Source organism: Arthrobacter sp. Y3224055 (assembly GCF_059090825.1).
Genome location: NZ_JBNHGB010000003.1, coordinates 32845 through 45960 on the forward strand (window position 1 = coordinate 32845; position 13116 = coordinate 45960).

The window sequence follows — 13116 nt, forward strand, 5'->3', positions numbered from 1 at the left end:
GGCCGGTGGCCGCCGCCATCCCGCGCTCCCGGCGCCGCCCGCGGTTGGCCAGAAGCAGGGCCGCTGGACCAGAATCTATGTCATGACACTCAATGCTTCCCATCCCCTGGTGGATGGGCGTACCGCCGACTCGGACCTGATCACCGCCTACCGCGGAGGGAAGCCGGGCCGCCGTCCTGTCTGGTTCATGCGGCAGGCCGGGCGCTCATTGCCCGAATACAAGGAAGCGCGGCAGGGCATCGCGATGCTGGATGCCTGCCTGAAACCGGAACTGGCGGCGGAAATCACCCTGCAGCCGGTGCGCCGCCACGATGTGGACGCCGGCATCTTCTTCTCCGACATCGTTATCCCGTTGAAGCTGGCCGGGGTCGATGTTGACATCGTCCCCGGCGTCGGCCCGGTCCTGGGCGCACCCGTCCGCACCGCCGCCGACGTCGCCGCCCTGCCGGAACTCACCGACGAATCGCTGGAGCCCATCCGCGAGGCGGTCCGGCTGACGGTGGCCGAGCTCGGTGCCAAGCCGCTGATCGGCTTCGCCGGCGCCCCGTTCACGCTCGCCGCGTACATGGTGGAGGGCCGGCCGTCGCGCGACCACCTGGGGCCGCGCACCATGATGCATGCCGACCCGGAGACCTGGGATGCCTTGGCCGGCTGGGCCGCGGACGCTTCGGGCAAGTTCCTGCGGGCGCAGCTGGAAGCGGGCGCCAGTGCGGGACAGCTGTTCGATTCCTGGGCGGGTTCGCTGTCCCTGGCTGACTACCGCCGCCGCGTGGCACCGGCGTCGTCGCGCGCCCTGGACCACGTCCGCCACCTGGGCGCGCCGCTGGTCCACTTCGGCACCGGCACGTCCGAACTGCTCGTGGCCATGCGCGACGTCGGGGCGGACGTGATCGGCGTCGACTACCGGCTGCCGCTGGACGAGGCGAACCGCCGGCTGGGCGGACGCACGCCGCTGCAGGGCAACATCGATCCGGCGCTGTTGTCGGCGCCGTGGGAGGTGCTGGAGGCCCATGTGCGCGACGTGCTGGCCGCTGGCAGCAGCGCCCCGGGCCACGTGGTCAACCTGGGCCACGGCGTGCCGCCGGAGACGGACCCGGAGGTCCTGACCCGGGTGGTCAAGCTGATTCATTCCGTGGCCCCGTAGCCATGCAGCACCCGCATCCGCAGCCCGCCCGCCGTCCTGAACGGCAGGGCGGGCGCAAGCCCAAGCCGGGCACCGCCGTCGTCGTCGGCGGCGGGATCGGCGGCCTGGTCGCTGCGCGCGAGCTGGCGCTGGCCGGCGTCGAGGTGACGGTCCTGGAGCGCGGTCCCTTGTTCGGCGGCTGCGTGGTCCGGCACGAGGTGGGCGGGCTGATGCTCGACGCCGGCGCCGAATCTTTCGCGACGCGCTCCAGTGTGGTCCCGGACCTGATCGGCGAATTGGGCCTGGGCAACGACATTGTCCAGCCGAACCCGGCCGGCGCCTGGATCCAGCTGCCGGACGGTGCGCAACGGCTCCCGAAGACGGGCGTGCTCGGCATCCCGGCAGACCCTTCCGACCCGGACGTGGTGCGCGCCATCGGCCGCCGGGCGGCGTTGCGCGCCTCGGGCGACAAGGTCATGCCGCTGGGTTCGCTGCTGCGCCGCGAGCAGCTCAGCCTGGGCCAGCTGGTGCGCGCCCGGATGGGTGATGCCGTGCTGCAGAAACTGGTCGCGCCGGTGGCAGGCGGGGTGTACTCGGCGGATCCGGATGTGCTGGACGTGGACTCGGTGATGCCGGGCCTGCGCGCCTCGGTGGCCGCCCACGGGTCCCTGGCCGCCGCGGTGGGCGCCATCCGGAAGGCCGCCCCGGCCGGTTCCAACGTGGCCGGCATCGCCGGCGGCATGGGGCGGCTGACCGAGGCCCTGCTGGCCGACCTGAAAGCCCGTCACGTGGCCCTGCACACCGGGGCGGAAGCCACAGCCGTCACCCGGCACGGCGGCGGGTGGCAGGTCGAGTCGGCGGCCGGGACGTTCCGCGCGGACGCCGTGATGCTGGCGGCCGATGGCGCTGCCGCCGTCCGGCTGCTCTCCGGCGCCGTCCCCGGGCTGGCCGGACTGGAACCCGAAACCGGACCCGCCGTCTCGCTGGTGACCCTGGTGGTGGACCTGCCCGACCTCGACGCCATGCCGCGGGGCACCGGCATGCTGGTGGCGCCGTCGGTGCGCAACGTCAAGGCCAAGGCACTCACCCATGCCACCGCCAAATGGCCGTGGCTGGCGGATGAAGCCGGCCCGGGAAGCCACGTGCTGCGGCTGTCCTACGGGCGCGCGGTGGGGCAGCGGGGCGCCGAGGACTTCACCGGCTGGGCCGACGACAGGCTCTACCGCCAGGCGCTGGCCGATGCCAGCTTCCTGCTGGGGGTGGCCGTGGGCGACGACGACGTGGTGGGCTCGAAGGTGGTGCGCTGGACCAACGCGCTTCCGTCCGCCACCGTGGGGCACCGCGAGCGGGTGGCAGCGGTGCGCCGCGAACTGGTTGCGCATCCCGGGCTGGGCAGCACCGGGGCATGGCTGGCAGGGACCGGGCTGGTAGCCGTGGTGGGGGACGCGCGGCGCCGCGCACGCGATCTCGCCGCACGGCTGCAGCCGGCGGCGCACTGATCTTCTACAATATGTAGAAGTGGTTTTCGATTAATTACGATGCAGAAGGCAGACTGGTAAGCATGAGCGAATCGGCAAGGTCAGAGTCAGCAATCCCCGCCGCCGGCGGCACCGACGAGGAACTGTTCTACACCCTCTGGACGGTCTTTAAGCGCACCGGCGCACCGGTGGATTCGTCCGCCGCCACGGCGTTCGATGAGACGGTTGCCGAACTCGCCGGCCGCAACGTCACCCTGCGCGGCGCGTACGACGTTTCCGCCATGCGCGAGGATGCCGACGTGATGATCTGGCTGCACGGACCGCAGCCGGACGAACTCCAGGCGGCGGTCCGCGACATCCGCAGGACCCCGCTGTTCGCCCCCGCCGAAATGGTCTGGTCCGCGATGGGCGTCCACCGCGATGCCGAATTCAGCAAGAACCACGCCCCGGCCTTCTCCCTGGGCAAGGACCCGGAGGCCTGGCTCTGCGTCTACCCCTTCGTGCGCTCCTACGAGTGGTACCTGCTGCCGGCCGAGGAGCGCGGCAAGATGCTGCGCGACCACGGACTGCTCGGCCGCGACTTCCCGCAGGTGCTGTCCAACACGGTCGCCTCGTTCGCGCTGGGGGACTGGGAATGGATCCTGGCCCTGGAAGCCCCCGAACTGATCGACCTGGTGGACCTGATGCGCCACCTGCGCTACACCGACGCGCGCAACCACGTGCGCGAAGAGATCCCGTTCTACACCGGCAAGCGCATCAGCACCGCCGAAATCGCCGAGGTGCTGCGGTGAACCAGTCCGCCGAACCGTCCTTTGACCCGCGTGCCGGCGTCGCCGCCGACGGGACCATGCAGCCGAAGAAGTACGACGCCCTGCTGCTGGCCTCCTTCGGCGGCCCCGAGGGCCAGGACGATGTCATCCCCTTCCTCCGCAACGTCACCAGCGGCCGCGGGATCCCCGATGAACGGCTGGAAGAAGTCGCCACGCACTACCGCGCCAACGGCGGCGTCAGCCCCATCAACGCGCAGAACCGGGCACTGAAGGCGGCGCTCGAGGCCGAGCTGGCCCGCCGCGGGATCGAGCTGCCGGTGCTCTGGGGAAACCGAAACTGGGATCCTTACATCACCGATGTTTTCAAGGAAGCGTACGACGCCGGCCACCGCCGCGTGTTGGCCGTGACCACCAGCGCCTACGCCGGCTACTCAAGCTGCCGCCAGTACCGCGAGGACTTCGGCATGGCCCTGGTCGAGACCGGGCTCGCCGGCAAGCTGGAAGTGGACAAGGTGCGCCAGTACTTCGACCACCCGGGCTTCGTGGAACCGTTCGCCGAGGGCCTGGCCGAGGGCCTGGACCGGGTACGCGCCGACTTGTCCGCGCAGGGCGCCGCGGACGCGCCGGTCCACGTGATGTTCGCGACCCACTCCATTCCCCTCGGGGACGCCGAAAACGCCGGGCCCCGCGGGGTGGACTACGAGGGCGGCAGCGCCTACGTGGCGCAGCACCTGGCCACCGCCCGGGCCGTCCTGGACCGCGTGCCGGGAGCAGCCGGCGTCGAATGGTCCCTCGTCTACCAGTCCCGCTCCGGCGCGCCGCATGTGCCGTGGCTGGAGCCGGACATCAACGACGCGCTCGAAGAGCTGCCCGCGCAGGGGGTGAAGGGCGTGGTCATCGTGCCGCTGGGCTTTGTCAGCGACCACATGGAGGTGATGTGGGACCTGGACACGGAGGCACTGGAGACCTGCCGCGGCCTCGGGCTGGCCGCCGCCCGCGTGCCCACCCCGGGCGTGCACCGGAAGTTCGTCGAGGGCCTCGTGGACCTGGTCTGTGAGCGGACGGTGGAACAGCACCGCGCGGACCGCCCGGCGCTGACCAACCTGGGACCCTGGATGGACGTGTGCATGCCCGGCTGCTGCGCCAACCGCCGCGGCGAGAAACCGACGGTGGCCGGCATGGATTCGACCGTGGGGGTGCCGCAGCCATGACCGTCACAGTCCGCATCGGCACCCGCGGCAGCGCCCTGGCGGTCACCCAGACCACCACCGTGGCCGAGGCGCTGGCCGCCGGCGGGGCCTTGGAGTATGAACTGGTCCGGATCAAGACCGAGGGCGACGTGCTGCGGGGGCCGCTGGCCCAGATCGGCGGAACCGGAGTCTTCACCGCCGCGCTGCGCGAGGCCCTGCTGGATGACCGCTGCGACGTGGCCGTGCATTCGCTGAAGGACCTGCCCACCGGCGTGGCCGACGGGCTGCAGATCGCCGCCATTCCCGCCCGCGTCGACGTCCGCGACGCCCTCTGCGCCCGGGACGGGCTGACCCTGGCCGGGCTGCCGGCTGGCGCCAAGGTCGGCACCGGCTCCCCGCGCCGGGCAGCCCAGCTGCGTGCCGCCCGCCCCGACCTGGACGTGGTGGATATCCGCGGCAACGTGGACACCCGCCTGGGACGGGTCAAGGGGCTCACGGGCGAAGAAAGGCAAGAGGGAAAGCACGCAGATCTCGACGCCGTGGTGCTCGCCGCGGCCGGGCTGGCACGGCTGGGACGCACCGAGCACGTCACGGAGCTGCTGGATCCGTCGGTCATGCTGCCGGCCCCCGGCCAGGGCGCGCTGGCCGTTGAATGCCGGGTTGCCGACGCAGCTTCCGGGACGGCGCTGGCCGGCGCGCTGGCCGACTACGACGACGCGGACACCCGCCTGGCGGTGACGGCCGAACGGTCGCTGCTGGCGCGGCTGGAAGCCGGCTGCAGCGCCCCGGTCGGGGCGCTGGCATCGGTCGACGCCGGCTCCCTGGTTCTGCGGGCCGTGGTCTGCAGCCCCGACGGCAGCCGGCTGCTGCACGGCGAGCGGACGGTGCAGGCGGCCGGTTCCGAGGATGCCGTGGCCCTGGGCGCACGACTGGCTGAAGAGCTGCTCGGGCAGGGTGCCGGCGACCTAATGAGCCTGGCCGGGCGCTGACGATGGCGTTGCTGTGGCAGCGCGGCGCGCCGGACAACCAGCTACAGGGCCTGCGGGTGGTGCTGCCGCGCAGCCCTGACCGGGCGGCTGGCATGGCCGCCGAACTGGTCCGCCGCGGCGCGTCCCCCAGCGTCCTGCCGCTGATCGACTTCGAACGGACGGACAAGCCGGACGAACTGGACCAGGCCCTGACCCTGCTGGCGCAGAACAAGGCCGTCTGGCTGGTCATTACCAGCATCACGACGGTGCGGGCGCTGAAGGCGTGCGCCCTGGAGCGTGGCACCAGCCTCGCCGCGCTGGCAGGGGACACGAAGATTGCGGCCGTCGGAAGCCCGAGCGCCAGGGCGCTGGAGGCCGAGGGCCTCACCGTCGACCTGGTGCCACCCGGCAGCATGGACGCCGTCGGCTTGGTCGATGCGTGGCCGCTGCCGCCGGAAACCGCCGGCGGCCCGGCCGAGCGGATGCTGGTCCTGCTGCCGCAGGCCGACATCGCGGCGCCCACGGTGTTCGAAGGCCTGATGGCGAAGGGCTGGCAGGTGCTGCCCGTGACCGCCTACCGCACGGTGGACTACCCCGCCCGTCCCGAGCTCCGCCTGACCGCGGAATTGGAGATCGCCGCCCGCGAGCCCGCCGACGACCTGGAACTCATCACGGCCGCGGATTTCCGCAGCCGCGCCGGCAACGGCGCCATCGACGCCGTCGTCCTGACCTCGCCCAGCGTCACCAGGCGGCTGGCGGGACTCCTTGACCCGTGGCCGGCCGGAATGCGGCTGATCGCGATCGGCACCAGTTCCGCTCGGCAGGCCGCCGAACTGGGCTTGGAGATCGCCGCCACCGCTGCCGAACCGACGCCGCCCGGAATCGCCGACGCCCTGGCGCGGTCGCTTGAAAACCATCCCACCGAACCAGAAGGAACGCCATGAGCTTCCCCTCCCACCGGCCGCGCCGGCTGCGGGCCACCGAGGCGATCCGCCGGATGACGGCGGAGGTCCGGACCCACCCGAACCAGCTGATCCTGCCCGCCTTCATCCGCGAAGGCCTCAGCGAACCGGTGCCGCTGCAGTCCATGCCGGGCGTGGTCCAGCACACCACCGACACGCTCAAGCGCGCGGCTGCCGAGGCCGTGGAGCTGGGCCTCGGCGGCATCATGCTCTTCGGAGTTCCCCAGGTGCGCGACGCCACGGGCAGCGCCGGAGTGGATCCCGACGGCGTGCTGAACCGCGCCATCGCCGACGTGAAAGCGGAGGTCGGGAACGACCTGGTGGTGATGGGCGACGTCTGCCTGGACGAGTTCACCGACCACGGCCACTGCGGCGTGCTGGCCCCCGACGGCACCGTCGACAACGACGCCACGCTGTCGATCTACGCGGAAATGGCCGTCGCCCAGGCGGCTGCCGGCGCGGACGTGCTCGGTCCCTCCGGCATGATGGACGGACAGGTGGCGGTGATCCGGCAGGCACTCGACGAGGCCGGCTACCAGGACGTCTCCATCCTGGCGTACGCCGCAAAGTATGCCTCGGCCTTCTACGGGCCGTTCCGCGAAGCGGTCGACTCGCAGCTGACCGGGGACCGGCGGACCTACCAGATGGACGCCGCCAACCGGCGCGAAGCCATCCGGGAAGTGGAACTGGACCTGGCCGAAGGCGCGGACATGGTCATGGTCAAACCCGCGATGAGCTACCTGGACATCCTCTCCGACGTGGCGGAGATGTCTCCGGTGCCGGTGGCCGCGTACCAGATCTCCGGCGAGTACGCGATGATCGAGGCAGCCGCCGCCAATGGCTGGATCGACCGGAAGGCGGCCATCCTGGAATCTGTCCTGGGCATCCGCCGCGCCGGCGCCGACATGGTGCTGACCTACTGGGCCCCGGAAATCGCCCGCTGGCTGAAGTAACCGTTCACCGTCGGCCGCCGGTTGCCGCGCCCCACGACCCGTCCGCAGCGGATTCCGCTGTCCCGAAAGGACCCAAGACCATGATTGAAGCCATCCGCTCCGAGGAACTCTTCGAACGCGCCCGCCAGCTGATGCCCGGCGGGGTGAACTCACCGGTCCGGGCCTTCGGCTCCGTCGGCGGGACGCCGCGCATGATGGTCGGTGCCAAGGGGGCCTACCTCACCGACGCCGACGGGTGCGAGTACGTAGACCTCGTGTGCTCCTGGGGCCCGGCCCTGCTGGGCCACGCCCATCCGGCCGTCCTCGAGGCCGTGCACACGGCCGTGGACCGGGGACTGTCCTTCGGCGCCTCCACGCCCGCCGAATCCGAACTGGCGGCCCTGGTCGTCGGCAGGGTCTCCGCCGTCGAGCGCCTCCGCATGGTCTCCACCGGCACCGAGGCCACGATGACCGCCGTGCGCCTGGCCCGCGGCTACACCGGCCGCAACCTGGTCGTGAAGTTCGCCGGCTGCTACCACGGGCACCTGGACGGGCTGCTGGCCGCCGCGGGCTCGGGCGTGGCCACCCTGGCCCTGCCGGGTTCTGCGGGCGTCACCGAGGCGACGGCCGCGGAGACCCTGGTGCTGCCGTACAACGACATCGCCGCCGTCGAGGAAGTGTTCGCCGCCCGCGGCAGCCAGATCGCCGCCGTCATCACCGAAGCGGCCCCCGCGAACATGGGCGTGGTCACCCCCGCCGACGGCTTCAACGCGGCCCTGTCCCGCATCACCCGGGAGCACGGGGCGCTGCTGATCCTGGACGAGGTGCTGACCGGCTTCCGCACCGGCTACGCCGGCTACTGGGGCCTGACCGGGGGAGCCGACGGGGCAGCCGATCCGTTCGTGCCCGACCTGTTGACCTTCGGCAAGGTCATCGGCGGCGGCATGCCGGTGGCGGCCCTGGGCGGCCGCGCCGACGTGATGGATTACCTGGCGCCGTCCGGTCCCGTCTACCAGGCCGGCACGCTCTCCGGCAACCCGATCGCCATGGCGGCCGGCGTCGCGACCCTGACCGCCGCGACGCCCGCGGTCTACGCGGCGATCGACGCCCGCTCGCTCGAACTGCAGGCCGCGCTGACCGCCGCCCTGTCCAAGGCCGGCGTGGACCACAGCATCCAGACCGCGGGGAACCTGTTCAGCGTGGCCTTCGGCACCTCGGCCAACGGCGTCCACAACTACGCCGACGCCCAGGGCCAGGAAGTCTTCCGCTACGCCCCCTTCTTCCATGCCATGCTCGACGCCGGCGTCTACCTGCCGCCGTCGGTGTTCGAAGCGTGGTTCCTTTCGGCGGCGCACGACGACGCCGCGATGGAGAAAATCTTCGCCGCATTGCCGGCGGCCGCGCGGGCTGCCGCGGCAGCCACGCCGCCGGCCTGACCGCAACTCCGGTGCCGGGGGCGAAGGGTGCCGTCCGCCTGCCGCCCGGTCCCGGGGACAGCGGCATGGCAGACTGATGCTGACGGCGGTACACGGAACCGCCGCGCGAACCCAGGAGCGTGCAGATGGGCCTGTTCTCCAGGCGCAGGCAAACACCGGAAGACTACGACGCCGAGACGCTCCGCCCGGAGGCCGCGGACGACGCCGCCCCGCCCCTGGCGGACGCCGCGACGCCCCTGGCGGAGGCCGTGCCGCCGCCGGTGCGGTCCGGGACCGAGCCGGCCCCCGCCCCGGTGCAGTCACGGCTGGATCCGGCCCCGGCGCCCATGCCGCCCCGCGCGATCTGGTCCGACGGACTCGGACGAACGGCCACCCGTTCCGCACAGCTGCTGCTCACGCTGCTGCTGGCCGGCGTGGTGATCTACGGGCTGTTGCAGCTGCGGCTCCTCGTCATTCCCGTCCTGATCGCCCTGATCCTGGCGGCGGCCGTGGGCCCGGTGGTGCGGCTGCTGCGCGGCTGGGGCTGGTCCGCGGCGCTGGCCACGGCGACGGCGTTCCTCGGGATCCTCGTGGTGCTCGGCGGCGTGATCACCGGGATCGTCTTCGCGGTCCGCAGCGAAGCGGACGAGCTGGTCAGCTCCGCCCGCGAGGGCTGGATGCAGCTGCAGGAGTTCCTGGCCACCTTCCCGCTGCCGGTCAGCCAGCAGCAGATCGACGAGGCGCTCGCCGGGGTGGTCGACTTCCTGACCAGCGCCACGGTGGGACGCAGCGCGCTGAGCGGATTGTCGACCGCGGCCGAAGTCGTCACCGGGGCCGTCCTGATGGCCGTGATCCTCTTCTTCTTCCTCAAGGACGGGCCGCGCATCTGGCGTTTCCTGCTCAGCTGGTTCCCGGCGGCCAAGCGGCCGCAGCTTGAGCTGGCCGGGTCGCGCGCCATGGACGTGCTGGGCAGCTACGTGCGGGGCACCGCCACCGTCGCGGCCGTCGACGCCTTCTTCATCGGACTCGCCCTGTTCATCCTGCAGGTACCGCTGGCGCTGCCGCTCTCGGTGCTGATTTTCATCGGCGGCTTCATCCCGATCGTCGGAGCCACCATCGCCGGCGTGCTGGCGACCCTGGTGGCGCTGGTGGCCAACGGGCCGGTGGCCGCGCTGGTAGTGGTCGCCGTCGTGATCATCGTGCAGCAGCTGGAGGGCAACTTCCTGCAGCCGGTGGTGATGGGCCGCTCGGTGAGCCTGCACTCGCTGGTGATCCTGTTGGCCCTGACCGCGGGAACCATCTTGGGCGGCATCATCGGCGCCGTCCTGGCCGTTCCGGTCACCGCCGTGGGCTGGGTGGTGATCCAGGTGATGTCGGGAAGGACCTCCGCGGAGGAACCCGCGCCGGTCCGGCGAGGCCGCTGACCAGGCACGCCGCCGGCCAGATATCGGCCGGACACAGAAGGTCCCCGGAAGCCCAAGCTTCCGGGGACCTTCCTGGCGTCAGCCGTTGCCGCTCACGCCAGCGGTTCGGGACTGACTAGAAAGCGGGGAAGACGTCGCCGTTGGGCCACGTTTCCTCGATGAACTTCTTCACGTCCGGCGAGTGGAGCAGCTCTTCGAGCTTCGCCACGGCAGGATTATCGTCACCGGCGTTCCAGACCAGGAAGTTGGCATACGGGTTGTTCTCCGAGGACTCGACGACCACTGCATCGTCGGTGTTCAGCCCCGCATCCAGGATGAAGTTGCCATTGATGATGGCCAGGTCGATCTTCGGATCCTCGATCAACTGGACCAGGATTTCCGGCTGGTTCTCCTCGAATTTCAGGCCCTTGGGGTTCTGCTCCGCGGTCAGCGTCAGCGCCGCCGAATCGTCCTCGATCCCGGTCAGCAGCCCGGCCGTTTCGAGCATCTTGAGTGCGCGCGGCTGGTTCCCCGGGTCGTTGGTGATCGCAATGGTTGCGCCCTCGCCAAGGTCGTCGACGCTCTGGTGCTTCGACGAGAACCCGGCGTACGGCTCGATGTGGATGCCTTCGCCATGTTCGAAGTCGTAGCCCTTGTCAGCCACCTGCTGCTCAAAGAAGGCCAGATGTTGGAAGTAGTTGGCATCCAGCGAGCCGTCGCTCAGGGCGATGTTCGGGGTCTGGTAATCGGTGAATTCCTTGATCTCCAGATCGATCCCGGCTTCCTGGGCCAGGTTCTCATCCACGAATTCCAGGATCCGGCCCTGCGGCACGGGAGTGGCACCGACCGTGACGGTGACGGGATTGGCCGGATCCAGCGTGGTCTCGGCGCTGGGGGTGGATTCGGATCCACCGCAAGCCGTCAGCGCCAAGGCCGCAGCCAGGCCGGTACCAATGAGCGTTAGTGCTTTACGCATCTGCGTGCGTTCCTTTCGAATGACCGGGCCGGCCGAAGTCGGCTCGTCCCGGATGTGGTGCAGCTAGCGGCTACTGGCTGCATTCTTCCGCTGCCCTTGAGGCGGGCGGGAAGCGTGGGGGCGGGACGGCGGTGTCCCGACACGGTCGCGGACGTTGCGCTCAGACAGCGGTTACCGGCTCATGCCGCCGGCGCTTCGAGCCTGCGGTGGAAGCGCTGCGGTGGTCCACCCGCCGGGCCACGGCGTCGCCGATCCATTGAATCAGCTGGACAAGGACCACCATGATCACGATGGTGACCACCATGACGGTGGTGTCGAACCGCTGGAAGCCATAGTTGTAGGCGAGCTGGCCGAGGCCGCCGCCGCCGGTGAGGCCCGCCATGGCGGAGTATCCCACGAGCGTGACCAACGTCGTCGTCAAGGCGGCGACCAGCCCGGGCAAAGCCTCGGGAACGAGGACCTTGGCCACGACCTGCAGGCGGGTGGAACCCATGACGAGGGCCGCGTCGATTTTGCCGGAGCTCACATCCCGCAGCGCGGTTTCCACCAGGCGGGCGAAGAACGGCACCGTGCCGATGGTCAGCGAGACGCAGGCGGCCAAGGCACCGATCGAGGTGCCGGTGATGACCCGGGCCAGCGGGATCAGCGAGATCATCAGGATGGCGAACGGAATGGACCGGGTGATGTTCACGATGATGTCCGACACGATCCGGTTCGTCACCGGCATGGGCCGCAGCCCGGCGGGCGCACTGGTGTAGAGGAAGATGCCCAGCGGCAGGCCGATCAGCAGGGTGAAAGCCCCCGAGACCCCGACCATCAGCAACGTTTCGCCGATCGCTTCCGGCAGGGCATTGGTGATGCCCGGGTTGGTTGTCAGTTCGTCGATGAAGTTCATGCCGCTTCCTCCTGCAGGACGCGGACGGCAACGCCCTGGCCGACCAGGTGCTCGGTGAGGGCAGCCGTGTCCGCCCCGGCCGGCAGTTCGATGCGCAGGTGGCCGAACTGGGTGCCGGCCAGCGACTCCACGCTGCCGGCCAGGACGTTCAGGTCCAGGCCGAAGGCCCGGGCAGCCCCGGTCAGCACAGGCTCCGACGCGCGTTCGCCGGAATAGAGGATTTCCAGCATCGTGCCCCCGCCGGTCGCCTCGGCCGAAGGCAGCGGCAGCAGCGTGCTCGAGAGGCGGCCGCCCAGGTCGGCGGCGACCTCGCGCAACGGGCCGTGTTCGACGATCCGGCCGGCCTCCAGCAGCGACACCGAATCACAGATGCGCTTGATGACCTGCATCTCGTGCGTGATCACCAGCACGGTCAGTTGGAGCCGCTCGGTCAGGTCACGGATCAGGGTCAGGATTTCGTCGGTGGTCTTCGGGTCCAGGGCCGACGTGGGCTCGTCGCAGAGCAGCACGTCCGGGTCCGAAGCCAAGGCGCGGGCGATGCCGACCCGCTGCCGCTGGCCGCCGGAGAGCTGGGACGGGTAGGCGTCCTCAAACCCCTCCAGGCCGACGAGCCTGATCAGCTCCGAAACCTTGGCGCGGATGGACGCCTTGGGCGTCTTGACGATCTCCAGGGGATGCGCCACATTCTGGGCGGTGGTGCGGGAGTCCATCAGGTTGGCGTGCTGGAAGATCATCCCGATGCGGCGCCGGGCCGACCTCAGGTCGGCGTCGCGGGCGGCACTGAGCTCGGCCCCGTTGATCGATACCGATCCGGACGTCGGGCTGTCCAGGAGGGTCAGGCAACGCACCAACGTGGATTTGCCGGCACCGGAATGGCCGACGATGCCGTGGACGGTGCCCCTGGGGACGGACAGGCTGACGCCGTCCAGGGCCACCACTTCGCGGCCGCCTTGGCGGTAGACCTTGCGCAGGTCGGTAACGGTGATCATGGAACCTCGGGGAAT

The 13116-nt window shown here is 70.6% G+C and carries 12 protein-coding genes; 9 read left to right on the forward strand and 3 right to left on the reverse strand.

Going from position 1 to position 13116, the window contains the following annotated elements; translation table 11 throughout:
- Positions 1-82: 82 nt before the first annotated feature.
- From hemE to AC5RTY_RS08405, 9 genes are all read left to right on the forward strand, one after another.
- Positions 83-1144 (forward strand): uroporphyrinogen decarboxylase, encoded by a 1062-nt coding sequence (gene hemE, locus AC5RTY_RS08365; RefSeq protein ID WP_494110065.1) that lies wholly within the window; start codon positions 83-85, stop codon positions 1142-1144.
- 2 nt (positions 1145-1146) lie between these two features.
- Complete coding sequence (gene hemG / locus AC5RTY_RS08370; protein WP_494075543.1) at positions 1147-2622, forward strand: protoporphyrinogen oxidase; 1476 nt, start codon at positions 1147-1149, stop codon at positions 2620-2622.
- A gap of 62 nt (positions 2623-2684) precedes the next feature.
- Positions 2685-3392, forward strand: coding sequence for a hydrogen peroxide-dependent heme synthase (gene hemQ / locus AC5RTY_RS08375; RefSeq protein WP_494110064.1), 708 nt, complete (start codon positions 2685-2687; stop codon positions 3390-3392).
- Positions 3393-3448: 56 nt separating this feature from the next.
- Positions 3449-4582, forward strand: coding sequence for a ferrochelatase (locus AC5RTY_RS08380; RefSeq protein WP_494139487.1), 1134 nt, complete (start codon positions 3449-3451; stop codon positions 4580-4582).
- Entirely contained in the window at positions 4579-5550 is a 972-nt protein-coding gene (hemC, locus tag AC5RTY_RS08385) for a hydroxymethylbilane synthase (protein ID WP_494110063.1), read from the forward strand. The genes AC5RTY_RS08380 and hemC overlap by 4 nt, the downstream gene beginning before the upstream one ends.
- A gap of 2 nt (positions 5551-5552) precedes the next feature.
- Positions 5553-6473: a uroporphyrinogen-III synthase gene (locus AC5RTY_RS08390; protein ID WP_494110062.1), complete on the forward strand. Its 921-nt coding sequence runs from the start codon at positions 5553-5555 to the stop codon at positions 6471-6473.
- Positions 6470-7444 carry a porphobilinogen synthase gene (gene hemB, locus AC5RTY_RS08395; protein ID WP_494000266.1) on the forward strand — a complete coding sequence of 325 codons (975 nt, stop codon included), beginning with the start codon at positions 6470-6472 and terminating at the stop codon, positions 7442-7444. The genes AC5RTY_RS08390 and hemB overlap by 4 nt, the downstream gene beginning before the upstream one ends.
- Positions 7445-7524: 80 nt before the next feature.
- Positions 7525-8859 (forward strand): glutamate-1-semialdehyde 2,1-aminomutase, encoded by a 1335-nt coding sequence (gene hemL, locus AC5RTY_RS08400; protein WP_494110061.1) that lies wholly within the window; start codon positions 7525-7527, stop codon positions 8857-8859.
- A gap of 125 nt (positions 8860-8984) precedes the next feature.
- Positions 8985-10262 carry an AI-2E family transporter gene (locus AC5RTY_RS08405; protein ID WP_494110060.1) on the forward strand — a complete coding sequence of 426 codons (1278 nt, stop codon included), beginning with the start codon at positions 8985-8987 and terminating at the stop codon, positions 10260-10262.
- Between the two features lie 115 nt (positions 10263-10377).
- Here AC5RTY_RS08405 and AC5RTY_RS08410 read toward each other — a convergent pair whose 3' ends face one another.
- The 3 genes from AC5RTY_RS08410 to AC5RTY_RS08420 all read right to left on the reverse strand — a co-directional run bounded on the left by AC5RTY_RS08410 (position 10378) and on the right by AC5RTY_RS08420 (position 13101).
- Positions 10378-11217 carry a MetQ/NlpA family ABC transporter substrate-binding protein gene (locus tag AC5RTY_RS08410; RefSeq protein ID WP_494000263.1) on the reverse strand — a complete coding sequence of 280 codons (840 nt, stop codon included), beginning with the start codon at positions 11215-11217 and terminating at the stop codon, positions 10378-10380.
- Between the two features lie 160 nt (positions 11218-11377).
- Complete coding sequence (locus tag AC5RTY_RS08415) at positions 11378-12112, reverse strand: methionine ABC transporter permease (protein ID WP_494012550.1); 735 nt, start codon at positions 12110-12112, stop codon at positions 11378-11380.
- Positions 12109-13101 (reverse strand): methionine ABC transporter ATP-binding protein, encoded by a 993-nt coding sequence (locus AC5RTY_RS08420; RefSeq protein WP_494110059.1) that lies wholly within the window; start codon positions 13099-13101, stop codon positions 12109-12111. The genes AC5RTY_RS08415 and AC5RTY_RS08420 overlap by 4 nt, the downstream gene beginning before the upstream one ends.
- Positions 13102-13116: the final 15 nt, after the last annotated feature.